The sequence below is a fragment of the Acidovorax sp. GW821-FHT09A11 genome, assembly GCF_059418365.1.
In genome coordinates this window covers 234,985-259,416 of the sequence record NZ_JBWKPS010000005.1, presented here as the reverse complement: position 1 = coordinate 259,416, position 24,432 = coordinate 234,985, and the positions used below count along the sequence as shown (strand labels likewise).

The window sequence follows — 24,432 nt, the reverse complement described above, 5'->3', positions numbered from 1 at the left end:
GCTCAGGGCTGGACCAGGGTCAGTTTGGTGATGCCGATCGCGTTGGCCGCGGCGACGAGGTCCTTGCTTTGCTGCGTGAGGCTGTCGATGGTCTTCTGGATGCGCTGACGGCCCGGTGCGTCCTTGCCGCCGATGATCTCGCGGTCGAACGGTGCCTGGATGCCTTCGGCGGCAGCCACCGAGGCCGCGATCTGCTTCGTGGTCTTGTCGGCCAGCGCCGCGTCCTTGGCGGCCACCAGGTCGCGCAGCGATGCGCCCTTGACCACGCTGCCGTCGGCGCGCTGGTACTCGCCCAGCCACACGTTCTGGATGCCCTTGGCGTTGGTCACCGCGTCGCGGTGGGTGTTGTCCGAGAAGCACGAGTGCTCGTCTTCCTGGTCCTGGCTGTTCAGGGCCACTTCCAGGCGTTCGCCGGCCAGCTCGCCGCGCGAGAGCGAGCCCAGGCCCACCAGCATCTTGCGCACGGACTCCTGGCCGCCGCGCGCGAAGCGGGCGCGGTAGTTGTTCCTGGCGTCGGGCGCCCAGGCCTTCACCAGCGAGGTGAGGTCGTCGATGAGCAGGTCGGTCACCACGGTCAGGTACTGGCGGCGGCGGTCGGCGTTGGGGGCCTTGCCGTCCACGAAGTCCTCGAAGCTGCGGTCGCCCGGGCCGGTCTCGGACAGGTCCTGGCCCCACAGGAAGAACTCGATGGCATGCCAGCCGGTGGCGATGTTCTCCTCGCCGCCGCGCTCGTTCTGCGCGGACAGGTTCTTCTTGCTGATGGCGAACTTGCGGTTGTTCACGAGGCCCGCGTTGGGCTTGCCCTGGACGCTGTCGACGAACGATTCGTCCATGGGCCAGGCGTTGATGCGGCCCTCAGGTCCGTTGTCGTTGTCGATGGGCCCGCCGTAGAAGCGGAAGGCCTCGGTCTGGCCGTAGAACTCGCGCGCGGCCAGCCACTTCTTGCGGGCGTCTGCCAGGGTCTCGGCCGAGGGCTTGGCGGTGAAGGCCTGCACGGCCTCGCGCAATGCCTGCGCGCTGGCCAGGGTGTCGCTGTAGTTGGCATGCACCAGCTGGGCGTAGTGCGCCGCCACGGCCTGGGCCGTCACCGCCTGTTTCGCCTGGGCCTGCGGGGCCGCCGCCGGTGCCGTCTGGGCGGCAGCGCCGGTGCTGAAGGCGCAGGCGAAGCTACCCGCGAAAAACGCAGCCCCCAGCAGGGACGTCTTCAGGGAGGGGAATGTCATGCAGTGGTCTCCAGGGAATCACGCGGGCTGCCGCACGGGGCCATGGGCCGGTGGTGGCACCGCGAAGGATGGGTGTGGATGGCGGGGCCGCACTGGCTGGAAGGGGCCTGCGCGCGAGCGTGGGCACAGACGACTGGCTGGGTGGGCGGGAGTGAGAAGGGATTATACAAATGGTAGTGATTCGTATTTGCTGAATTCCCTGGGTCCTGGCCGGGAACGCCTGTCATCAAACCGACGCAAAACCTTCACGGGGATGTCACCCGCGGTTTCTACGCTCCAGGGGTTTTGTAACCAACAACCCGAGGAACCCCCATGACCCACCGCGTGGATACGCCCGAGCAGGCCATCGACTTCAACAACGAAAACGCCAACACCTCCGCCAACCCCACGTTCGACGCGGTGCTGGGCGCCCGCCTGTCGCGCCGTGGCCTGCTGCGCGGCGGCGTGGGCTCCGTCGGCACCACCGTGCTGGCCGGGTTCGGCGTGAGTGCCTGTGGCGGCAGCGACGACCCCGTGGTGACGCCTCCCCCCGCCGGCCCCAAGCTGCTGGGCTTCGGCGCCGTGTCCAAGAGCCTGGCCGACGTGGTGGCCGTGCCCGCGGGCTACACCGCCAGCGTGATCTTCGCGCTGGGGGACCCCATTGCCGCGGGCGTGTCCGCGTACAAGAACGACGGCACCGACGGCGACTTCGACAAGCGCGCCGGCGACCACCATGACGGCATGGAATGGTTCGGCCTGGGCGCCGACGGCAAGCGCAGCGACAACGCCACCGAGCGCGGCCTGCTGGCCATCAACCACGAAGCCACCACCGACGAGAAGCTGTCTTCGTACTTCCTGCACGCCAACGGCGGCACCACCACCTTGCCCCGTCCCGCAGCGGAAATCGACAAGGAAACGGCCATCCACGGCATCGCCGTGATCGAAGTGGCCAAGTCCGGCGGCAAGTGGGCCTACGCGCAGAACTCCGCGCTGAACTTCCGCCTCACGTCGCTCAGCCCCATCGAGATCTCGGGCCCGGCCCGCGGCAGCGCGCAGCTGTTCACCAAGTTCTCGCCCACCGGCACCACCACGCGCGGCACGCTGAACAATTGCGGCACGGGCAAGACGCCCTGGGGCACCTTCCTGACCGGTGAGGAAAACTGGTTCGGCTACTTCACGCGTGGCTCCGCCGACGATGCCGCGCGCGGCAACGACAAGAGCGTGACGGCCCTCAAGCGCTATGGCCGCAACCAGGGCGCCGCATCGCGCCACGGCTGGGAAAGCGGCGGCACCGACGACAAGTACCAGCGCTGGAACAACAGCAAGACCGGCACGTCGGTGGACGGCACGGACGACTACCGCAACGAGATGAACGGCATGGGCTACATCGTCGAGATCGACGCCTACGACAAGACCCGCATGGCCAAGAAGCGCACCGGCCTGGGCCGCTTCGCGCACGAGAGCGCGGCCTTCGGCAAGGTGGTGGCCGGCCAGCCGCTGTCCATCTACATGGGCGACGACTCGCGCGGCGAGTACATCTACAAGTTCGTGTCCACCGCCACGTGGAACCCGGCCGACGCCAACGCCAGCGACCGCCTGGCCATCGGCGACAAGTACCTGGACAGCGGCAAGCTGTACGCCGCCAAGTTCAACGCCGACGGCACCGGCGGCTGGGTGGAGCTGTCGCTCACCAACACCGCCATCAGCGGCTATGCCACGTACAAGTTCGCCGACGCGGCCGACATCGTCATCAACACCCGCCTGGCCGCCGACGCCGTGGGTGCCACGAAGATGGACCGCCCCGAGTGGAACGCCGTGAACCCCGCCAACGGCGAGGTGTACTTCACGCTGACCAACAACAGCGCCCGCAGCGCCAACCCTGGCAGCGGCCAGTACCTGCCCGACGCGGCCAACCCCCGCGCCTACACCGACATGAAGGGCACGACCAAGCAGGAAGGCAACCCCAACGGCCACATGGTGCGCCTGAAGGAAGGTGCGTCCGTGTCGGCCTTCACCTGGGACGTGTACCTGTTCGGCGCGGAAGCCAGTGCCGACAAGACGCTGATCAACATCTCGGCCCTGACGGACGACCAGGACTTCTCCAGCCCCGATGGCCTGGCCTTCAGCAAGGCCACGGGCATCTGCTGGATCCAGACCGATGACGGCGCCTACACCGATGCGAGCAACTGCATGATGCTGGCGGCGGTGCCCGGCCAGGTGGGCGACGGCGGCAAGAAGACGCTGACCTACACCAAGGCGGATGGCAGCAAGTTCGACATCGTCTCGCCCGTGGGCAAGGCCGCCACGGCCGACACGCTCAAGCGTTTCCTGGTCGGCCCCAAGGGCTGCGAGATCACGGGCCTGGCCGAAACGCCGGACGGCAAGACGATCTTCGTGAACATCCAGCACCCGGGCGAGTCCACCGGCATGGCCAACCTGGGCGACCCCGCCAAGTTCCAGAGCCAGTGGCCCGCCAACGCCGGCTACGGCGCGGGCAAGCGCCCTCGCTCGGCCACCATCGTGATCACGAAGAACGACGGCGGCAACGTGGGCACCTGACGGGGCGGTGTGAGAGGGAATGGGCCTCTCACCTTCCTTGATGGATTGGTTGCTTGCAGGCCGGCCCAGGGGGGCCGGCCTTTTTGTTTGGGGGCAGGGGCTCAGTAGTCCGAACCCGGCGGCGGTGGGGGCGGCGCGGGGGGCGAGGGGCGTGCCGGCGTGGCGGCGGGTGTGCCGCCCGCGCCGGGCGTCGCGGTGTAACCCATCTGCCCGCTGCCGTCCTTGGTGCCCTTGCGCCCGGCGATCTGCCAGGCCGTGCGCTGGTGGATGAGGCTGGCCAGGAACTCCAGTTCCTCGTCGGTGTGGTTGATGGCGCCGGCCGGGGTGAGCAGGCGGCCATTGCGCGGCGCGCTCTCGACCCAGAACGACTGGTGGTATGACGCCTCGCTGACCAGGCTTTCGGTGCCCGCCGCCAGGTCCACCGTGCCGTAGCAATTGCAGAAGTAGCCCCGGTTGTCCTGATCGGCGAAGACCTCGGCGTACACCCCCGTGCCCCGGATGCCGGCGGTGGCGGTGGGCAGGATCACCTGGCGCTCCGCGCCCCGGCCCCACACGCTGGCCACGGCGCCGCTGACCAGGCGCAGTACCCTGACGGCGGTGGGCGTCTCGCCCTCCAGCGCCACGCGCGAGTTCTGGCGCACCAGGAAGGCGCCGTCGCCCACCGCAAAGACCACGGTGGCGCCGGGCCCGGTTTCAAGGCGGTCTCCCGCGGCGATGCTGTGCTGCGGGGTCAGCGCCTCGCCGTTGCGCAGCACCTGGCCGCGCAGCTCCACGATGTTGCTGCGCGACTGGGCGTGCGCGGCCACCCAGCCGCCCGTGGCCATCCACAGCGCTGCGGCCTGCAGCAGGCCGCGCCGCTGGTACCAGGCCAGCTCGTCCTCAGTGCGGCCCAGGAGCTGGTGCGGGTGGGGGCGGTGCGTCGTCATGGGGTGGTGCCTCGGAGGCTGGATGGGACGGGGGCTCGAAGCAGTCGCGGAAGGTGAAAACCACCGATGTGAAGAACATGGCCGCCATCACCATCGCGGCCCCCACCATGATGCCGCCCGCGGTCGATCCGGCCAGCCCCGCCGCGGCCAGCAGCGCGGACGCCAGCGTGACCACCACACCCCCCAGCAGGAACACGCCCAGCCAGCCCAGCCCGTAGACCAGGAACGCGCCAAAGTTGCGCACGCAGGCCACGATGCTGAAGAACAGCGCCTTGACCGGCGGCACGCCGTGCCAGTGCACGAGCCCCGGGGCATGCCAGAACAGCAGCGACAGCGGCAGGTACAGCATCATGGACAGCCACATGGCGCCCTGGAAGGCGGGGTCTTCCGCCACTTCCTTGGTCAGGGCGGCGCCGCCCAGGTACACCCGCGCGAACTGGCCGCCGTCCAGCAGCGCCGACAGGCCCATCACCGCCAGGAAGCCCGCCGCATAGAGGGCGCCGAGCACCAGCATGTCGCGCAGCCGCTGCTGGCCGGTGCGAAACGCCACCAGCAGCACGGCGGGGGTGGGAAACCGCCCCTGCGTGGCTTCCGCCGAGGCCACCATCATGGCCAGGGTGGCCGAGGGCAGCAGCACCAGCGCGATGGCCGGGCCCACCAGCGGAATCAGCGTGGCCAGCGACATGGACGCCATGGTCATGAAGAACAGCGCCGCCAGCGCCATGGGTTGCCGCCAGAACGTCCGGATGCCGAGCTTGACCCAGGCCATGCCGGTGCGGGCGGGGACGATGTGGAGTTTCATGGATGCTTAGGAGGAGAAAAGAGGGTGGGGCCTGCGCCCGGGCACTGCTGGCAGCCGAGAGGCTTCCGCTGGCAGTGCAATGCATAGCTTGGAATTTACCCCAGCGGCCCATTCCGGCCGCGGTGCAAGGGATCCCCCCTGCCGCGAAGGCCCGAACGCGGATTTTCCGCCGGGCCGGTCAAGAAAGGCGCTTCGCGTCTTCGTGCCCCGGTGATCCAGGGCGCTCCGCGCCCGCCGTGGCCCCTGCGGCGGGGTCGGCCCCGGCGCGGAACATGCCGCACGGGCCGCGCCGCCGCGAGCGCGACATCCCCGTGGTGGGGGCGGGCCCCACGGGCGGCTCCAGGGGCTTCATCTCAGGCGTGCACGGGCTGCGCAATGCGGGCGCGCAGCACCCGCTCGAAGTGCGTGGGGTCGTGGGGCGTCAGCATCGAGGCTTCGCGAGGCAGGTGGAAGTCCCACAGGCGCGAGATCCAGAACCGCAGGGCGCCCGCGCGCAGCATGGCGGGGAGCAGTTCGCGCTCGGCCGCCGTGAGCGGGCGCACGGCCTGGTAGGCGTCGAGCATGCGGGTGGCGCGCCCGGCATCGTGCTGGCCCGTGGCGAGGTCGATGCACCAGTCGTTCAGGCACACGGCCAGGTCGAACAGCCAGGTGTCCACGCCCGCGAAGTAGAAGTCGAAGAAGCCGGTGAGCTCTTCGCCCTCGAACATCACGTTGTCGCGGAACAGGTCGGCGTGCACGGGGCCGCGCGGCAGGGCCGCGTAGGCGGCGCCGGCGGCCACATGGTTCTGGTAGGCCAGTTCGGAGCGCAGCAGGGCGGCCTGGGTTGCGCCGACGTGCGGCAACACCACCGGCACCGTTTCGTTCCACCAGGGCAGGCCGCGCAGGTTGGGCTGATGGCGGTCGAAGTCGCGGCCCGCCAGGTGCATGCGGGCGAGCATCGTGCCCACGGCGGCGCAATGCGCGGCCTGCGGCGCCAGCTGGCTCTTGCCGCGCAGCTTGTTCACCACGGCGGCGGGCTTGCCACACACGGTGTGCAGGATGTCGCCGTCCTGGTCGGCGCGCGGATCGGGCACGGGCACGCCACCGTGCGCCAGGTGCTTCATCAGGTACAGGTAGAACGGCAGCTGCGCGGCGGTGAGGCGCTCGAACAGCGTCAGCACGAACTCGCCCTGGTCGCTGGTGAGAAAGTAGTTGGTGTTCTCGATGCCACCCTCGATGCCGCGCAGCTCCACCAGCTCACCCAGTTGCAAACGGCGCAGCAGCTCGCGCGCCTCGGTGTTGGAGACTTCGGTAAAGACGGCCATCGCTCAGGGGGGTTACAAAGAAATGAAAAACTGACAGCAAAAGGGCAGGGCGTGCAGCGGCTTCATGGGGGGCAGCGCGGTGGCGCTGCCCGGCGCCGCAGGGGCCTCAGAACTTCAGCACGTTCCAGACGCGCGGGGCGGTGGTGGTCTCCGCGCCGCTGTTGCTGCCCGCGCGGCTGCGGGCGCCGTCGGGCGACTGCACTTCATAGCCGGGCAGGTTGCCGGTCTTGGGCTGCACGGAAATGATCTGGGTCTGGCCGCCCACGCGCAGCTCATCCACGCGGTTGCCCGCGTCTTCGACATGGATGCGCTCGGTGCGCTGGTTGGAACGGCCTGCAGGTTGCTCCTGGTTTGAGAGCGCCTCGCGCGTGTCTGCCGTGCCCTGGGGGGCATTTGGGCTTGAACTCTGGGCCAGGGCGGTGCCGGAGGCAATGCCCAGCAGCAAAAGGAGGTGAAGAGCGCGCATGGGGCGATTGTAGGGCGCGGGCTGGGCGGGGCTCGGCCGTGCACAATTGCCGCATGAGCAACAAAAAGACCCTGGTGCTGGTGGACGGTTCCAGCTACCTCTACCGCGCCTTCCACGCCATGCCCGACCTGCGGGCCGTGCCGGGCGACCCGACCAGTGCCGCCACGGGCGCCATCCGGGGCATGATCAACATGATGCAGGCCCTGCGCAAGGAGGTGACGGCCGACTATGCCGTGTGCGTGTTCGACGCCTCGGGCCCCACCTTCCGCGATGCCCTTTACACCGAATACAAGGCCACGCGCTCGCCCATGCCAGACGACCTGCGCAGCCAGATCGAGCCCATCCACGAGGTGGTGGACCTGCTGGGCTGGAAGGTGGTGGCCGTGCCCGGCGTAGAGGCCGACGACGTGATCGCCACCTTGGCCAACGCAGCAGCCGCACAGGGCATTGAGGTCATTGTGTCCAGTGGCGACAAAGATTTGAGCCAACTGGTCAACGAGCACATCACCATCATCGACACCATGAGCGGCAAGCGCCGCGACGTGGCGGGCGTGACGGCAGAGTTTGGCGTGCCACCCACGCTGATGGTGGACTACCAGGCCCTGGTGGGCGACACCGTGGACAACGTGCCCGGCGTGACCAAGGTAGGCCCCAAGACCGCCGCCAAGTGGCTGGAAGAATACGGCTCGCTCGATAACCTGATTGCCAACGCCGACGCCATCAAGGGCGCGGCGGGCAACAATCTGCGCGAGGCGATTGCCAGCGGTCAGCTGGCATTGAGCCGTCAGCTTGTCACCATGAAGACCGATTGCGCGCTGGCCGACTACATCCCCGGCCTGCCTGCGTTTGACGACATCACGCTGGACGCGCCAGACAACACCGGCTTGCTGCCGTTTTACGAAAAGTATGGCTTCAAGGGCCTGGCCAGCGCGATCAAGGGCGCAGCGGCCCCCGCCACCACAGCTCCCACCGTTGCCATGCCCGGTCAAAGTGGTGATCTGTTTGCCGACCACTCGGCCAGCACCGTGGCCGAAGAAGCCCAGCACCGCACCGTGGTGTACGACACCATCCTCAACTGGGCCGACTTTGACCAGTGGCTGGAACGCCTGCACAAGGCCCCGCTGGCGGCGATCGACACTGAAACCGATTCGCTCGACGAGATGCGTGCGCAGATCGTGGGCATTTCCTTCAGTGTGCAGCCCGGCGAGGCCGCCTACATACCGCTGCGGCATGAAGGCCCCGACGCACCCGCGCAGCTGCCGATGGACGAGGTGCTGGCCCGACTCAAGCCCTGGCTGGAGAACGCCAGGCACCACAAGCTGGGCCAGCACATCAAGTACGACCGCCATGTGTTCGCCAACCACGGCATCGAGGTGCAGGGCTACGCACACGACACCATGCTGCAAAGCTACGTGCTCGAAGTGCACAAGCCCCACAACCTGACCAGCCTGGCCGAGCGCCACACCGGCCGCAAGGGCATCACCTATGAAGACCTGTGCGGCAAGGGCGCGCACCAGATCCCGTTTGCCCAGGTGCCCGTGGACAAGGCCGCCGCCTACTCGTGCGAAGACTCGGACCAGACCCTGGACGTGCACAACGCGCTGTGGCCGCTGCTGCAGGCGGACGACAAGCTGCGCTTCATCTACGAGCTGGAGATGCAGAGCAGCGAGGCGCTGTACCGCATCGAGCGCAACGGCGTGCTGATCGATGCGCCCACCCTGGCCACGCAGAGCCACGAGCTGGGCCAGCGCATCCTGCAGCTCGAAACCGAGGCCTATGAGATCGCAGGCCAGCCCTTCAACCTGAGCAGCCCCAAGCAACTGGGCGAAATCTTCTTCGACAAGCTGGGCATGCCCGTGGTCAAGAAAACCGCCACCGGCGCGCGCAGCACCGACGAAGAGGTGCTGGAAAAACTGGCCGAGGACTACCCCCTGCCCGCCAAGCTGCTGGAGCACCGATCCTTGAGCAAGCTCAAAGGCACCTACACCGACAAGCTGGCCCAGCTGGCGCTGCCGCGAACGGGCCGCGTGCACACCCACTACGCGCAGGCCGTGGCGGTGACGGGCCGCCTGTCGAGCAACGACCCCAACCTGCAGAACATCCCCATCCGCACCCCCGAAGGCCGCCGCGTGCGCGAGGCCTTCGTCGCTCCCGCAGGCCGCGTGATCGCCAGCGCCGACTACTCGCAGATCGAGCTGCGCATCATGGCCCACCTCAGCGGCGACCACTCGCTGCTGCACGCCTTCCACGCGGGCCTGGACGTGCACCGCGCCACGGCGGCCGAGGTGTTTGGCGTCGAGGTGGAGCAGGTCAGCAGCGAACAGCGCCGCTACGCCAAGGTCATCAACTTCGGCCTGATCTACGGCATGAGCAGCTTCGGCCTGGCCAAGAACTTAGGGATAGAAACCAAGGCCGCAGCCGCCTACATCGACAAATACTTCCAGCGCTACCCCGGCGTGAAGCAGTACATGGACGACACCAAGGCCGCCGCCAAGTCCATGGGCTATGTCGAAACCGTGTTTGGCCGTCGCCTGTACCTGCCCGAGATCAACTCCCCCAACGGCCCCCGCCGCGCAGGCGCCGAGCGCGCGGCCATCAACGCGCCCATGCAGGGCACTGCGGCGGATTTGATCAAGCTGGCCATGGTGGCCGTACAGAAGGAACTGGACGCGCACAAGCCCAGCATCCAGATGATCATGCAGGTGCACGACGAACTGGTGTTCGAGCTGCCCGAGGGCGAGGTGGACTGGCTCAAGAGCCACATCCCGCGCCTGATGGCGGAGGTGGCTGCGCTGAAGGTGCCGCTGCTGGCCGAGGTGGGGGTGGGGGCGAATTGGGACAAGGCCCACTGAGGCCCAGGAGAGAACCGACGCGGGGAGGCAGAAATTTCGGTATTTTTGCCCCGGCGCTCATCCAGCAATCGCTGGCAGCTATCAAATTTTATGTCGTTGCCTTCGTCGCCGTCTCGCGGGAGAGACAAGCGGCTAGTTAGCTGCTCGCAAGACCCGTTTACGCCCTGGGTGAGAACACGAACAGCCGACCTTCGAAGTGAAGTGGTACTCCAAAGACAAGCCTCTCCAGGTTCGGAAGGTGCAGCCAGCATCAAGCCCGCATCGCTGGTGCGCCGTGTGACGGTGAATTGCCCGTGGGTAAGCCACACCAGAGTACGCATTGCGGCTGCCGGGTCTTCCTCAACCCGCGCCGTGCAACTGCTTCACCCGTGCCCTCAACGCGTCAGCCGCGGGTGACAGCACACGGTCGCGCCGCTGCAGCAGACCCAGGGTGCGCCACAAGTCGGGTGCGCTGAGGGGCACGCCGCAGACCTCGGCGTGAGCAGGCGGCAGTGCCAGCTGGGGCAGAACGGCCAGCCCCAGGCCACCTTCCACCAGGGCCAGCGCGCCCGCCACGTGATTGCATTCGTACCAAGCCACCGGTTGCTCGGGCAGGTCGGCCGTGGCCTGGTCCAGCAGCAGGCGGTTGGCGCTGTCGCGCGATACCGACACCAGCCGCATCCCGGCCAGTTCGGCCCAGGGCACTTCCTTGCGCTTGGCCCAGCGGTGGCTGCGCGGCATGGCCAGCATGTAGCGCTCTTTGGTCAGGGCTTCAAAGCGAACGGCAGACTCCTGACTTCCCGTGAAGCTGAGCCCGAAATCGGCCGCGCCGCTGAGCACGGCGTCCAGGACCTGGCTTGCGCTTTCGTCCATGACATGCACCTGCACTTCAGGTTGCGCGACTGCAAAGCCGCGCAGCACACGGGGCAGGAGATGGCTTGCCACCGACGGGATGCAAGCAATCGTGACCCGCCCCCGGCGCAGGTGTACCTGGTCGCTCACGCGCTGCACGGCCGCATCCAGCCCGGCCAGCGCGGTGCGAGCCTCGTGCAGAAACTCCTGGCCGATGGCGGTCAGTTCCACGCTGCGGGTGGTGCGCTCCAGCAGTCGCACGCCCAGGGCCAGCTCCAGCCGCTCCACGCGCCGGCTCAAGGCGGGTGCCGACAGGCACAGCGCTTCGGCGGCAAGCCGGAAGCTCGCCTTCTCCGCGGTGGCCACGAATGCCTGCAGTTCACCCATATCGAATTTGATGCGTGCCATGCAACAGTCGCTCCTTAAATTGCAATTCACAGACCATTGTGCCCTGCCTAGACTTGCGCTCCTAGCAAGGCCGACCGTGCTTCGGCCGCTTCTGGAAATCACCGACATGCAACGACGTTCACTGATCGCGGCGGCCACCCTGGCGGTCAGCCTTGCGCTGGCCCACACCACAGCCCAGGCTCAAGACTTCCCTCCCAAAAAGCCGGTCACCCTGGTCGTGGGCTTTGCCGCCGGCGGTTCGGCGGATATCGCTGCGCGGCTGATTGCCAAGAAGCTGGGCGAAAACATTGGCCAGAGCGTGGTGGTGGACAACAAGCCAGGCGCGGGCGGCAATCTGGCGCACACGCAGGTCGCCACCGGTCCATCGGATGGTTCGGTGCTGCTGTTTGGGTCGATCGGGCCGCTCACCATCGCGCCCCATTTCATGGCCGTGCGCTACGACCCGCTCAAGGATCTGTCGCCCATCACCATGGGCGTGAGCTTCCCCAATGTGCTGGTGGTGCCGGCCAGCACCGGCATCAAAACCCTGGGCGAATTCGTGGCCAAGGCCAAGCGTGAGCCTGGCAAGCTCGACTTTGCCTCGACCGGCCCTGGGTCTGCCTCCCACCTGGCGGGCGAGCTGCTTAACGATGTGGCCAAGATCGATACCGTGCATGTGCCCTACAAGGGCGGCGCCCCGGCGCTGCAGGACGTGCTGGGCGAACGGGTCACGTCGTTCTATGCAGCGCCTCCAACGGCGCTGCCCCACATCGAATCGGGCAAGCTGGTGCCGCTGGCCACCACCGGGCTGACCCGCCCCGCCTACCTGCCCAATGTGCCCACGGTGGCCGAGACGTTCCCGGGCTTCAATGCCACCAACTGGTATGCGTTCGTGGCTTCGGCCAAAACGCCCAAGCCGTTGCTCGACCGCTGGAATGTCGAGCTGGTGAAGGTGCTCAACACCCCCGAGGTACGCGAAAACCTCCTCAAGCACGGCCAGACGGCTGCGCCCGGCACGCGGGAAGAACTGGGCAAGTTCATCGCGGCAGAGCACGGCAAGTGGGGCCGCATCGTGCGCGAGCGAAAGATCACTGCGGACTGAGGCGCAGCGCCCCGCATTCCAACAAGACATCAGGAGACAAGACATGCAATCCGTCCATTCGACGACTACCCGGCCCCCGCGGGCGCCGCGCCGACGATTCCTGAACGCCATGCTGGGCACCGCGCTGGCGGTGGGCCTGGGCATGGCGGGCGCCGTGCCGGCCAGCGTCCAGGCCGCAGAGATCCGCGTGGTCACATCGGGCGGCTTCTCGGCTGCGTACGACCAGTTGATCCCGCTGTACGAGCAGGCCACCGGCCACAAGGTGGTCACGGAGCGGGGTGCATCCATGGGCAACGCGCCCGATTCGATCCCGAGCCGTTTTGCCCGCAACGAGCAGTTCGATATCGTCATCCTGGCCGATTCGGGCCTGGAGGCACTCATTGCCCAGGGCAAGGTGCAGCAGGGCAGCCGCGTGGATCTCGCGCGTTCGATGATCGGCATGAGCGTGCGCAAGGGCACGCCCAAGCCCGACATCAGCACGGTCGATGCGCTCAAGAAGACGCTGCTCGATGCCAAATCCATCGCCTACTCGGCCAGCGCGAGCGGCGTCTATCTGTCGACCGAATTGTTCCCGCGTCTGGGTGTCGCGGAGCAGATCAAGGACAAGGCCACCAAGATATTCAGCGAACGCGTGGGCGCGGTGGTGCTGCGCGGCGATGCCGAGATCGGCTTTCAGCAGGTGAGTGAGCTGTTGCCGTTCAAGGAGCTGGAGTTTGTCGGCCCGTTGCCGGACGAAGTGCAGCAGCGCGTGTTTTTCTCGGCCGGGGTGGCGGCTGGGTCGGCCAATCCGGAAGCGGCCCGCCATCTGATCCGCTTCCTTTCGGCGTCGGCTGCAGCACCCATCATCCGCAGTACCGGCATGGAGCCCGCCACCGCTCGCTGACGCGGCGACTCCCGGCACCGCCCAGGCACGCCCCCTGCGCCCGGGGCGCATGCCCCTTCCTGCGCGCACCTCAGACACGACAGGCACCGGCTTTGCACGGTGCGGCTGGCGGCTGCGCGCACATCACTACAACGACAAAAGAGTCCTATGACCCGCTTGATTCCTGTCCTCGTCGCCGCACTGAGTGTGCCGGCCTTCGCATTTGCCCAGCAGGGTGGCCCCACCGTGTATGGCATCGTCGACGCCAGCGTGCGGCACACCTCGGGCATGACCTCCGCCAACGCACCGGCCGCCGCGTCGGCCACCGGCCTGGCCAGCGGGGTCGACAACACCAGCCGCATCGGGTTCCGCAGCCGCGAGGACCTGGGCGATGGCATGTACGCGCTCTTCAACCTGGAGACGGGCCTGAACGTGGACACGGGCAGCACGGCCAACGTCACCAAGTTCTTTGATCGAGCCGCCATCGTTGGCGTCGGTGGTTCGTGGGGGCAGGTCACCCTTGGGCGTCAGACCAATCTGCTGGCCGATGCCGTCAGCCCGGTGGATGCCGTGGGTATGCGCTTTGCGGCCTTCAATCCCAACATCGTCACTGCGGCCTTGAGCAACCACGGCCTCGGGGTGGAGTACGGTGCCACCGGGTCTTCCAGCGGGTCGTACCGGCTGGACAACTCCTTCAAATACACCGGTTTCTTCGGTCCGGTCACGGCCCGGGCGATGTACAGCGTGGGTGAAAACGCCGGGTCCACCGCTGCCCAGCACTCGGCCGGTGCCGGCCTGGCGTACACGGCCGGGGGCTGGGTCATCTCGGGGGCTTTCCAGCGGTTCACCACGGCGGCAGACCTGCCGCTGCGTGCCGCCACGCTGGGCGCTGCCTACCAGTCCGGCAGCGTGCGCCTGGCGGTCAACACCGCGCGCAGCCATGCGCAGACGTCAGCAGCGGCCCGCACCGGGCAGCGCACCCATTCGGCCGGCGCCACCTGGTCGGCGACGAACACGATCGACCTCACAGCGGCGTGGTATCGCGTGGAGCGCGAGCGCACCGGGGCCAGGGAGGACGGGTACCGCCGGACCATGCTGTTTGCAGAATATAAATTCTCACGCCGCACCAAGCTCTACGCCGAGCTGGACCGTACCCGCTGGCGCGCGGGCTACCAGGGCGCGGCCGCCAAGAGCCGAGCCACCGGGATCAGCAGCGGCATCGCGCATACGTTCTGAGCCGCGCCGCAGTCCTCCGGTGCGGGCCACCGAGGCTGCCTGGTCGACCCCGCTCTGCGGTGCCCCCGGCATGCCCTGCTCCATGAAAGAGTCTGGAAGCGGACGCCGGAAAGGGCATGGGTGGTAGCCATGCAGGCGCGCAGGGTCGCCGCTAAACTCGTGAGGCAACCCGTGGCCGCGTGGCCGCCTCTCCCACATTTGCCTGGAGCCCCTGCATGCCCGATCCCACCCCCTACACCCCACCCGCCATCTGGCAATGGAACAAGGAAAACGGCGGCCAGTTCGCCAGCATCAACCGGCCCATCGCCGGTGCCACGCACGACAAGGAATTGCCCGTGGGGAGGCATCCGCTGCAGCTGTATTCGCTGGGCACGCCCAATGGCGTGAAGGTGACTGTCATGCTGGAAGAGCTGCTCGCGCTGGGTCACAGCGGCGCGGAGTACGACGCGTGGCTGATCCGCATCAACGAGGGTGAGCAGTTCGGTAGCGGGTTTGTTTCCGTGAACCCCAACTCCAAGATCCCCGCGCTGCTGGACCGCACCGACGCCGCCAACCCGGTGCGGGTGTTCGAGTCCGGCGCCATCCTGATGTACCTGGCCGAGAAGTTCGGCAGCGCCTTCTTGCCCAAGGATGGCGCGGCGCGGGCCGAGTGCCTGTCGTGGCTGTTCTGGCAGATGGGCAGTGCGCCGTTTGTGGGCGGCGGATTTGGGCATTTCTATGCCTATGCGCCGGTCAAGATCGAATATGCGATTGACCGCTATGCGATGGAGGCCAAGCGCCAGCTCGATGTGCTGAACCAGCGCCTGGCCGTGACCGAGTATGTGGCGGGGGATGAGTACACGGTGGCGGACATCGCGATCTGGCCCTGGTATGGCTTGCTGGTGAAAGGGCAGGCCTACAACGCAGGCGAGTTCTTGCAGGTGCACGAGTACACGCATGTGGTGCGCTGGGCCGAGCAAGTTGCCAAGCGCCCGGCGGTGCAGCGCGGGCGCAAGGTCAACCGCGTCAATGGCGACCCGGCCAGCCAGTTGCGCGAGCGGCATGACGCCAGCGACTTTGACACCAAGACGCAGGACAAGATCGAGGCGGCGGCAGCAGCTTCTTCACCCGCACGCTGAGTTTTCTTGCAAGGCGTCACCATGATCACTTTGTACGACTGCGCCACCGCGCCCAGCCCGCGCCGTGCGCGCATCCTGCTGGCAGAAAAGGGCGTTGCCCACGACACCGTGCAGGTGGACCTGCGCAATGGCGAGCAACTGGGCGAGGCCTACCGGCGCATCAACCCGCAGTGCACGGTGCCCGCGTTGCGCACCGAAGAGGGTTTGCTGCTGACCGACAACGCGGCGATCACCGCGTATCTCGAAGCGCGCTACCCGCAGCCTGCACTGCTGGGCGAGACGCCTGCAGAGAAGGCCGAGATCGCCAGCTGGAACTGGCGCATGGAGTTCGAGGGCCTGCAGGCCATTGCCGAGGCGCTGCGCAACAGCGCGCCCGCCATGGCCAACCGGGCGCTGCCGGGCGCGGTGGACTATCCGCAGATCCCGGCCCTGGCCGAGCGTGGGCTGGTGCGGGTGGGGCAGTTCTTTCAGCTGCTCAACGAGCGCCTGGCGGGGCGCGACTTCATGGCCACCGACCGCTTCAGCGTGGCCGACATCACGGCCGTGGTGGCGGTGGATTTTGCGCGCGTGGTCAAGCACAAGCCGGGCGAGCAGCACCCGCACCTGCTGCGCTGGCGCGCGGCCATGGCGGCGCGGCCGTCGATGTCGTTGTAGCTGTAGCTGAGAGAACCGTTACGGCCGCCAGCTAGCCGCCCGACCGGGCTGCCGCAGCCCGTTTCCGCAATGGGGAGATTCAAGGATTGCGTGCCCGGCGCGTTCCTTGCATCGTTGCCCCATGCGCCTTCGCCACATAGAAGTTTTCAACGCCGTCATGCTCACCGGCAGTGTGAGCGCGGCGGCCCGCCTCATCAACGTCACCCAGCCCGCCGTGAGCCGCATCCTCGCCCACGCGGAGCTGCAGCTCGGTTTTCCGCTGTTCAACCGCCTCAAGGGCCGGCTGGTGCCCACCACCGAGGCGCAGACCCTCTACCCCCACATCGAGCGCCTGTTCACCCAGCTCGACGACGTGCAGCGTCTGGCCAACAGCCTGAAGAGCGACCGGCGCGAAGGCGAGCTGCACATCCTGAGCGTGCTGGCGCTGAGCTACGAAGTGCTGCCGCGCGCGCTGCGGTTCTTTCGCCAGGCGCACCCGGACGTGGTGATCACCATCGATGCGCTGCATTCGCCCCAGATCGTCTCGGCCCTCGTGCTGCAGGAAGCCGACGTGGGCTTCGTGTTCAGCGCCGTGGCGCACCCCTCGCTCACGCAGGAGCACCTGGCCGATGGGCGCATGCTCTGCGTGGCGCCCAAGGGCATGCTCGATGCGGCGCTGGTGCGCTCGGGCACCGTGCACCTGGCCGATCTGGTGGAGACGCCCGTGGTGCGCCTGGACGTGCGCGACCCCATCGGCACCGTGGTCAACCATGCATGCCGCGAAGCGGGCGTGGGCCTGAAGACGGCGATCACCGTGCAGACCTACCACGCGGCGCTGGCGCTGGCGCACCACGGGCATGCGGTGGCGGTGGTGGATGCGTGCACCGCCGCATCGGCGGACCGCGGCAAGGTCGATGTGCTGGCGCTCGCGCCCCATATCGCCGTGCCCATCAAGTCGCTGCGCACCGTGAACCGGCCCAGCTCGCTGCTGGCCAGCGCCATGACGCGTTGCATGCGCCAGGCGGTGGCCGAGACCATGGAATCCGTGGGCCTGCCCGTGGCCGATTGAGCTGGCGGCGCGCTCCCGCAGCCCGCCGTGGCGGGCACGGGCAGCGCCATACGCTCAGGCCGGCGCGAGCAGCTGCGCCACCTGGGCCGCGGTGCCGAACGCGAGGGTGAAACCCAGGGCGCCGTGCCCCGTGTTCAGCAGCAGGTTGGCGGGCGCACGGACATGGCGGCCCACCACGGGCACGCCGGTGGGCGTGGCCGGGCGCATGCCCGTCCAGGGGCGCAGCTCGCCAAAGTCGCTGCAGCGTGGAAAGACCGCGCTCGTGGCCTGGCACAGGCTGCGGATGCGCGCGGGAGGAATCTGCGCATCGTGCCCCACCAGTTCCGCCATGCCCGCCACGCGCAGGCGCTGGCCGATGCGCGCGAACACCACCTTGCGCGCCGCATCGGTCACGTTGACGCGTGGCGCGGCGCCCGCGTCGCCCGTGGCATCGAGCGTGATGCTGTAGCCCTTGAGCGGGTAGACCGGGAGGCGAACGCCCAGTGTCCGCGCCACGGCATGGCTGGCACTGCCCAAGGCCAGCACGAACTGCCGCGCCTCGATGGACCCCTGGCTGGTGTGGACGGCCTGGATGTGCTGCCCCTCGCGCACGAAGGCCTCCACCCGGGCGCCGAGCACGAAGCGCACGCCGCGCGCAGCAAGCAGGTCCTGCAGGCCCTGGCAGACCTTGAGGCAATCGGCCGCGCATTCGCTGGGCGTGTGGATGGCGCCCGCGATGTGGCGCTCGTAATGGGCGAGGGCGGGTTCCAGCTCCACGCACCGCGCGGCGGACACGGCCTCCTGCGGGCGGCCCCAGGGGCGCTGCAGTTCCATCTGCCGGCGCGCGCCCGCGAGGCCCGCGGGCGTGTCGTACAGCACCAGCTTGCCGGTGGTCGAAAAGTCGCAGTCGAGCTGCTCGGCCCGCAGCATGGCCTCGAACCGGCGGCGGCTCAGCGCGGCCAGATCGAGCAGTTGCCGGGTGCTCTGCTCCGACGTGCGCCGGTTGCAGGCGCGCAGGAACGCCACGCCCCAGCGCCACTGGTGGGGGTCCCACTGCGGGCGCAGCTTGAGCGGGGACTGGGGCGACAGCAGCAGCCGGGGCAGCTGGGCCCAGATGCCCGCGTCCGCGAGCGGCTGCACGTAGCTGTAGCTCAGCTGCGCACCGTTGCCGCCGCTGGCGCCGGCGCCGGGCTGGGCCTGGTCGACCACGGTCACCTGCATGCCGCGCTGGTGGAGTTCATACGCGGTGGCCAGGCCGACGATGCCTGCGCCGAGGACACATACCTGCATCTTGTGGGCTTTTTGGTGGATGGAAGCGCAATGTAGGGCGCGGGCCGGCGCCTGAACAATGCCAATGCGCGGGGCAGCCATGCCGGGAAGTTATGTGGATGCGCGCACGGGAAGGGGGCGCGCGGGTGCGGAAGTTGCGAGGGCCTCGTGGAAAGAGGCCCGCGGATGGTGCGATGGCGTGCACCAGTCTGGCGGCATAACTTTTCGTCATGGCCTACCCGTGCAAATGAATTGTTCAAGGGCGGCGCAAATTCCTACAGTGCCCCTGCGTCCGGATTTTCCGCATTCATTCCATGATTCACGTTCGTTCGCTTGCTCCCCCTCCATCCATCTGCTTTTGCACAAAGGGATTTCCATGAAGCTCTCTGCCCTCACCACCGCCGCCATCGTGGCCACCGGACTGCTGGCCAGCACCGTGGCCAGTGCCGACACCCTCAAGAAGGTTGCCGAGTCGGGCAAGATCACCGTGGCCTACCGCGAGTCGTCGGTGCCCTTCAGCTACCTGGCCGGCCCGGGCGCGCCGGTGGGCTTCGCGGTGGACATCACCAACGCGGTGGTCGACGCGGTGAAGAAGCGCGTGAACAACCCTGCGCTCAAGGTGGAGCTGCAGGCGGTCACCTCGCAGAACCGCATCCCGCTGCTGCAGAACGGCACCATCGACCTGGAATGCGGCTCCACCACCAACAACAGCACGCGCGGCAAGGACGTGCAGTTCGCCATCAACTACTTCTACACCGGCACGCGCCTGCTGACCAAGAAGTCGTCGGGCGTGAAGAACTACGCCGACCTGGCCAAGAAGAAGGTGGCGAGCACCTCCGGCACCACCAATGCGCAGGTGCTGCGCAAGTACAGCCGGGACAACAACCTCGATCTGGACATCGTGCTGGGCAAGGACCACGACGATGCCGTGCTGCTGGTCGACAGCGGCCGCGCCGAGGCGTTCGCCATGGACGACATCCTGCTCTTCGGCCTGATGGGCAATGTGCGCAATCCGGCCGACTGGGCGGTGGTGGGCGACTCGCTGCAGGTCGAGCCCTACGCCTGCATGCTGCGCAAGGACGACCCGCAGTTCCAGGCGCTCGTCAACGGCGTGATCGGCACGATGATGAAGTCCGGCGAATTCGAGAAGCTCTACACCAAGTGGTTCAGCTCGCCCGTGCCGCCACGCAACCAGAACCTCAACCTGCCCATGAGCACCGAGCTGCGCGAGAACCTGGTGGCGCAGAGCGACAAGCCGGCCCTTTGAGGCGCGAGCCGCAGAGCACATGCCAGTGTCCGCAAGCCACGGCCCGCTGCCGCAGGTGGTGGGAATCCTCGGGGGCATGGGCCCCGCCGCGGGGGCTGATTTCGTGCGCCTGTTCGTGCAGGCCTGTACCGAGCGCATGGGCGCGCTGGGCATTCCCGTGCACGACCAGGCCTATCCCGAGCACTGGCTGGCGCAGGTGCCGATCCCGGACCGCACGGCGGCGCTGAGCGACACCCGTGCGGGCGCGCACCAGCCGGCCGAGCCCATGCTGCAGGCCACGGGGCGGCTCGCGGCGCTGGGGGCCCGCGTGGTGGCCATTGCCTGCAACACGGCCCATGCCTGGCATGGCCTGCTGCAGCAGCGGTTCCCGCAGATGGTGGTGCTGCACGGCATGCAGGAGGTGGTGGGCGGCCTGGCCGCCGCCGGGGTGCAGGGCGTGGGCCTGCTGGCCACCCGGGGCGCCTACGACGCGGGCCTGTACCAGCGCGAGCTGGCGTACAGCCGCATCGAGTGCTTCGTGCCCACGCTCGCGGAGCAGGACGCGCTGATGCAGGGCATCTACGGCGGCGTGAAGGCCGGCGACTATGCCCTGGCGCGGGACCGGTTCGAGTCCGTCTCGCGGGCGCTGCAGCGGCGCCACGGCGTGTCCACGCTCATCATGGGCTGCACCGAGATCCCGCTGGCGCTGAGCGAAAGCCCGCGCTTGGACGGGGTGGCGTTGGTGAACCCCTCGCTGGTGCTGGCCAGCGCATTGGCTCGGCATGCGTACCGCGACGCGACCCTGCCACCCGCCCGGCCTGCGGCCCACCCGGCCTGAATCCCGGGGATGGCCTGGTTCAGCACGCACACCGCGTGTACGACAAATGCTTCACCGCGCCCATTGCACCCAGGGTGGGTGAAACCGGGCATGCGGATGCCTCACCTGCTGCTGGTGGATTCGCTCACGTACCCGCCGGACTTCATGCCGCGGTGAGCGTGGAGGGCGGCGGGGAGAACACCTCGAACCGGTTGCGTCCGCCATGCTTGGCGCGGTACAGCGCGGCATCGGCCGCCTGCACCAGGGTGTCCGATCCGGTATCGGGGCGGGGCACCAGGCTGGCCACGCCGATGCTCAGGGTGAGCATGGGGGCCGTGGGCGAGCGCGGGTGGGGCAGGGCGGCCTCGCGCAGTCCGTCCATGCAGCGCTGGGCCACGGTCACGGCATCGGGCAGCAGGGTGTCGGGCAGCAGCAGCACGAACTCTTCACCGCCGTAGCGGGCGGCCACCTCGTCCGCGCGGCGGATGGTGGCCTGCAGCAGTTGCGCCACGTGGCGCAGGCAGGCGTCGCCGGCGATGTGGCCGTAGTGGTCGTTGTAGAGCTTGAAGTGGTCGATGTCGATCAGCACCACCGCCAGCGGCGCCTGGTGGCGGCCGCAGCGCAGCCATTCGGTGGCCAGCCGCTCGTCGAAGCGGCGCCGGTTGCCGATGCCCGTCACGCCATCGGTGGTGGACAGCAGGGCCAGCTTCTCGTTGGCGGCCGCCAGTTCCTGCTCCTTGCGCACGAGCAGCGTCACGTCGGTGCGCACGCCGGCGATGCCGCCCTGCGGGGTGCGCCGCTCGTCGGCCTGCAGCCACCGGCCGTGGGGCAGGCGCTGCAGAACGGCCTGGCTGGCGGAGCGGTGGTCGGCCACGCGCTGCGCGATCCAGTCTTCCTCGTTGCCCACCGCGTCGAGGTATTGGCCACGCTCGACACCGTAGCGCGCGATCTGCTCGAAGGTGCTGCCGGGCACGATCATGGGCGCGGAAATGGGGTACAGCTTGCGGTACTGGGCGTTGCACACCACGAGCCTGTCGTCGGCATCGAAGAGGGCAAAGCCCTCGGGCAGCGATTCCACGGCGTCCTGCAGCAGCTCGCGGGCCTTGTGCGCGGCCTCCTGCGCGGCCTCCAGTGCCTGGCGCTGCTCGATCAGGTCGGTGATGTCCAGGCGCACCGCCACCACGTAGTTCTCGGGCGTGCGGGTCTCGTAGATGTTGATCCAGCGCCCGTCGGCCAGCCGCTGCACCAGGGTGGAGGTGCGGCTGCCATGCTCGGACAGGCGCTCGGCGATCCAGGCCTCCTCGCGGCCGTGGGCGGACGGAATCAGTCCCCGGTCCACCGAATGCCGCAGGATGTCGGCAAAGCTCCTGCCCAGGTGCTCCGCGTAGTTCATGTGCGGGTACATGCGCGACAGCTGCTGGTTGTAGAGCACCAGCCGGTCCTGCTCGTCGAAGATCTCGATGCTCACGGGCAGCGCCTCGACGGCGCGCTCGAGCAGCTGGCGGGTGTGCTGGCTTTCCTGGCGGGCCGCCTCGGCCGCCTGCCGCTGTTCGATGAGGTCGGTGATGTCCAGGCGCACGCACACCGTCATGCCCGACGGCGTGCGGCTTTCGTGCATGTGGATCCACGCGCCGCCCCCTTCATGGCGCACCTCGGGGCCTGGGCGGTGGCCCCGCAGCGCCATCTCGTGCGCCAGCCACAGCTCTTCCTGGCCCTGCGCCGCTTCGGGGATGCCCTGGCGAAGGCCCTCGCGCAGCAGTTCCTCATACGTCTTGCCCAGGGAGGTCTCCGAGCGCAGGTGGGGCCGCAGGCGCTCCATGTGGCTGTTGCACAGCACCAGGCGGTCGGTCTCGTCGTAGATTTCGAGTCCCGCCGGCATGGCGTCGACCGCCTCGCGCAGGCTGCGCTCGGCGCGCTCGGCGTCGTGCAGGGCCCGCTTGAGCGCGCGCTCGCTGTGCACGGCCTCGGTGATGTCGGTGCGCAGCACCACCACGCCCCCGCCGTCCAGGCCACGTTCCGTGATCCGCAGCCAGCGGTCGCCCTGCATCTCCTGCACCTCGGGGCCCGCCGGAGAGCGGTGGCGCGCCATGCGCTCGCGCAGCCAGGCCTCGGTGTCGGGCAGGGCGGCGGTGATCCTGCCCGATTGCGCGGCACGGCGCAGCACGTCCTCGAAGCGGGTGCCGTACTCCAGCGGCATCACGGAGTCCGCGGCCACCTGGCGGTACTGCGCGTTGCACAGCACGAGCCGGTCTTCGGCGTCGTAGATCGCGAGCCCGTCGGGCAGGATGTCGAGGGTGGCGGACAGCTGCATGCTGGCGCGCCCGGCCGCCTGGCGCAACGCGGCGGCGTCGCGGCGCAGGCGCCGGGCCCGCAGCGCCAGCCGCCCGTGCAGCAGGGCCAGCGCCGCCAGTGCCACGCCCGCGGCGGCCAGCATGGCGCGCGCGGTGCCGTTGCCGGCATCCTGGCCCGCCAGGGCCCAGCCCAGCAGCGCCAGCCCGCCCACGCCGCAGAGCCCCGCCACCGGCAGCGCCAGCGGGTCTTCGCGGGGTGGGGGCGGGCTCATCGTGCAGGGTTTCCCAAGGTGGCGGTCACGGGTCTCTCTGGTGAAGGGATCGACCGCCCCAGGGCGCGCCGTGGTGGCGCACAACCAGGGGGCCAGCGGCTGGGTGCGGTGCCGGTCTGCGGAAAGTCTAGCAGCGGTCCCTGTTTTTCGGTACCCAGGGAAGCGGGGATGCGGCAAACCCCCTAGACTGCGGTTCCCATCCCTTGCCCATCCTTCTTTTCCTGGAGAAACCCGATGTTCAATGACGACCTCCATTCCGACGCCCGGGCCCTGCTGCCCGGCCGCAGCACCGACGCCGGCGCCACGCGGCGCACCGCGCTGCAGGCTGCCCTGGGGCTGGGTTATGCGGCCGCGGCCGCGCCCATCATGGCGCAGACGGCCATCGCCACGCCGGCGGACGGGCTCACGGCGGGCGAGGTGAGCTTTACCGTGAACGGCTTCAAGGTGCCCGCCTACCGCGCCGCGCCCGCCGGCAAGACCGGCCTGCCCGTGGTGCTGGTGATCCAGGAAATCTTTGGCGTGCACGAATACATCGCCGACACCTGCCGCCGCTTCGCCAAGGCCGGGTACCTGGCCATCGCGCCGCAACTGTATGCGCGCCAGGGCGACCCGTCCCAGTACACCGAAGTGGCCAAGCTCATGGCCGAAGTGGTGTCCAAGGTGCCCGATGCGCAGGTGATGGCCGACCTGGACGGCGCGGTGCAATGGGCCACCGCCAATGGCGGCGACGCCGCGCGCGTGGGCATCACGGGTTTTTGCTGGGGCGGCCGCATCACCTGGCTGTACGCCGCGCATGGCCCCGTGAAGGCGGGCGTGGCCTGGTATGGCCGCCTCGTGGGGCAGCCGGGCGAACTCACGCCCAAGCACCCGGTGGACATCGCGCCCATCCTCAAGGCGCCGGTGCTGGGCCTGTACGGCGAGAAGGACACGGGCATCGCCCTTGACACGATTGATAAGATGAAAGCCGCGCTGGCCAGCGGTTCGCCGCAGGCCAAGGCGTCGGAATTCGTGGTGTACCCGGACGCGCCCCATGCCTTTCATGCCGACTACCGCCCGAGCTACCGCAAGGAAGCGGCCGAGGACGGCTGGAAGCGGGCCCTGGCCTGGTTCAAGACACACGGCGTGGCCTGAGGCAGCGTGGGCCCACGCGGGCCCGGCAGGGGAAGTCCCTGGCCACCGCAGCCGCCCCCACCCGGGGCGGCTTTTTTA

Annotated in this window: 19 protein-coding genes; 11 read left to right on the top strand and 8 right to left on the bottom strand. The window is 68.6% G+C overall.

What is annotated here, in order from left to right; all coding sequences use genetic code 11:
* Positions 1 to 2: 2 nt before the first annotated feature.
* A complete protein-coding gene (locus tag AC07PV_RS15485; protein ID WP_494630662.1) occupies positions 3 to 1,223 on the bottom strand; it encodes an imelysin family protein in 1,221 nt (406 codons plus the stop codon).
* A gap of 312 nt (positions 1,224 to 1,535) precedes the next feature.
* Here AC07PV_RS15485 and AC07PV_RS15480 point away from each other — a divergent pair, with 312 nt between their 5' ends.
* Complete coding sequence (locus AC07PV_RS15480; RefSeq protein WP_494630661.1) at positions 1,536 to 3,761, top strand: PhoX family protein; 2,226 nt, start codon at positions 1,536 to 1,538, stop codon at positions 3,759 to 3,761.
* Positions 3,762 to 3,862: 101 nt separating this feature from the next.
* On the opposite strand, the gene AC07PV_RS15475 is transcribed toward AC07PV_RS15480, so the two are convergent.
* The 4 genes from AC07PV_RS15475 to AC07PV_RS15460 all read right to left on the bottom strand — a co-directional run bounded on the left by AC07PV_RS15475 (position 3,863) and on the right by AC07PV_RS15460 (position 7,259).
* Positions 3,863 to 4,687, bottom strand: coding sequence for a FecR family protein (locus AC07PV_RS15475; protein ID WP_494630660.1), 825 nt, complete (start codon positions 4,685 to 4,687; stop codon positions 3,863 to 3,865).
* Positions 4,641 to 5,489: a BPSS1780 family membrane protein gene (locus tag AC07PV_RS15470; protein WP_218295679.1), complete on the bottom strand. Its 849-nt coding sequence runs from the start codon at positions 5,487 to 5,489 to the stop codon at positions 4,641 to 4,643. Before AC07PV_RS15470 ends, AC07PV_RS15475 begins: the two co-directional genes overlap by 47 nt.
* 353 nt (positions 5,490 to 5,842) lie before the next feature.
* Complete coding sequence (locus AC07PV_RS15465) at positions 5,843 to 6,793, bottom strand: homoserine kinase (RefSeq protein ID WP_218340043.1); 951 nt, start codon at positions 6,791 to 6,793, stop codon at positions 5,843 to 5,845.
* A 106-nt stretch (positions 6,794 to 6,899) separates the two neighbouring features.
* Complete coding sequence (locus AC07PV_RS15460; RefSeq protein ID WP_492245864.1) at positions 6,900 to 7,259, bottom strand: hypothetical protein; 360 nt, start codon at positions 7,257 to 7,259, stop codon at positions 6,900 to 6,902.
* Positions 7,260 to 7,312: 53 nt separating this feature from the next.
* Between AC07PV_RS15460 and polA the strand changes: the two genes are divergently transcribed.
* Complete coding sequence (gene polA / locus AC07PV_RS15455) at positions 7,313 to 10,111, top strand: DNA polymerase I (RefSeq protein ID WP_494630659.1); 2,799 nt, start codon at positions 7,313 to 7,315, stop codon at positions 10,109 to 10,111.
* A gap of 339 nt (positions 10,112 to 10,450) precedes the next feature.
* Here the strand turns inward: polA and AC07PV_RS15450 are convergent, their stop codons facing one another.
* Complete coding sequence (locus AC07PV_RS15450; protein ID WP_218295675.1) at positions 10,451 to 11,350, bottom strand: LysR family transcriptional regulator; 900 nt, start codon at positions 11,348 to 11,350, stop codon at positions 10,451 to 10,453.
* 106 nt (positions 11,351 to 11,456) lie between these two features.
* On the opposite strand from AC07PV_RS15450, the gene AC07PV_RS15445 reads away from it, so the two are divergent.
* From AC07PV_RS15445 to AC07PV_RS15420, 6 genes are all read left to right on the top strand, one after another.
* Complete coding sequence (locus AC07PV_RS15445) at positions 11,457 to 12,431, top strand: Bug family tripartite tricarboxylate transporter substrate binding protein (protein ID WP_369643051.1); 975 nt, start codon at positions 11,457 to 11,459, stop codon at positions 12,429 to 12,431.
* 43 nt (positions 12,432 to 12,474) lie between these two features.
* Positions 12,475 to 13,314 carry a substrate-binding domain-containing protein gene (locus tag AC07PV_RS15440; protein ID WP_494630658.1) on the top strand — a complete coding sequence of 280 codons (840 nt, stop codon included), beginning with the start codon at positions 12,475 to 12,477 and terminating at the stop codon, positions 13,312 to 13,314.
* Positions 13,315 to 13,461: 147 nt separating this feature from the next.
* Entirely contained in the window at positions 13,462 to 14,529 is a 1,068-nt protein-coding gene (locus tag AC07PV_RS15435; protein ID WP_494630657.1) for a porin, read from the top strand.
* 215 nt (positions 14,530 to 14,744) lie between these two features.
* The gene (yghU, locus tag AC07PV_RS15430; RefSeq protein WP_494630656.1) at positions 14,745 to 15,647 is read left to right on the top strand and encodes a glutathione-dependent disulfide-bond oxidoreductase; all 903 of its coding nucleotides are present in this window, start codon (positions 14,745 to 14,747) and stop codon (positions 15,645 to 15,647) included.
* A gap of 21 nt (positions 15,648 to 15,668) precedes the next feature.
* Complete coding sequence (locus AC07PV_RS15425) at positions 15,669 to 16,301, top strand: glutathione S-transferase family protein (protein WP_492807462.1); 633 nt, start codon at positions 15,669 to 15,671, stop codon at positions 16,299 to 16,301.
* Between the two features lie 121 nt (positions 16,302 to 16,422).
* On the top strand, positions 16,423 to 17,349 hold the full coding sequence (locus tag AC07PV_RS15420) for a LysR family transcriptional regulator (protein ID WP_494595457.1): 927 nt from the start codon (positions 16,423 to 16,425) through the stop codon (positions 17,347 to 17,349).
* A 54-nt stretch (positions 17,350 to 17,403) separates the two neighbouring features.
* Here the strand turns inward: AC07PV_RS15420 and AC07PV_RS15415 are convergent, their stop codons facing one another.
* Complete coding sequence (locus AC07PV_RS15415; RefSeq protein ID WP_494630655.1) at positions 17,404 to 18,618, bottom strand: D-amino acid dehydrogenase; 1,215 nt, start codon at positions 18,616 to 18,618, stop codon at positions 17,404 to 17,406.
* Positions 18,619 to 18,973: 355 nt separating this feature from the next.
* On the opposite strand from AC07PV_RS15415, the gene AC07PV_RS15410 reads away from it, so the two are divergent.
* Positions 18,974 to 19,864 (top strand): transporter substrate-binding domain-containing protein, encoded by an 891-nt coding sequence (locus AC07PV_RS15410; RefSeq protein ID WP_369643046.1) that lies wholly within the window; start codon positions 18,974 to 18,976, stop codon positions 19,862 to 19,864.
* A gap of 19 nt (positions 19,865 to 19,883) precedes the next feature.
* Complete coding sequence (locus AC07PV_RS15405) at positions 19,884 to 20,681, top strand: aspartate/glutamate racemase family protein (protein WP_370627790.1); 798 nt, start codon at positions 19,884 to 19,886, stop codon at positions 20,679 to 20,681.
* Positions 20,682 to 20,823: 142 nt separating this feature from the next.
* Here AC07PV_RS15405 and AC07PV_RS15400 read toward each other — a convergent pair whose 3' ends face one another.
* Positions 20,824 to 23,223: a sensor domain-containing diguanylate cyclase gene (locus tag AC07PV_RS15400; RefSeq protein WP_492807456.1), complete on the bottom strand. Its 2,400-nt coding sequence runs from the start codon at positions 23,221 to 23,223 to the stop codon at positions 20,824 to 20,826.
* Between the two features lie 234 nt (positions 23,224 to 23,457).
* On the opposite strand from AC07PV_RS15400, the gene AC07PV_RS15395 reads away from it, so the two are divergent.
* On the top strand, positions 23,458 to 24,354 hold the full coding sequence (locus AC07PV_RS15395) for a dienelactone hydrolase family protein (RefSeq protein ID WP_218340053.1): 897 nt from the start codon (positions 23,458 to 23,460) through the stop codon (positions 24,352 to 24,354).
* Positions 24,355 to 24,432 lie beyond the last annotated feature (78 nt).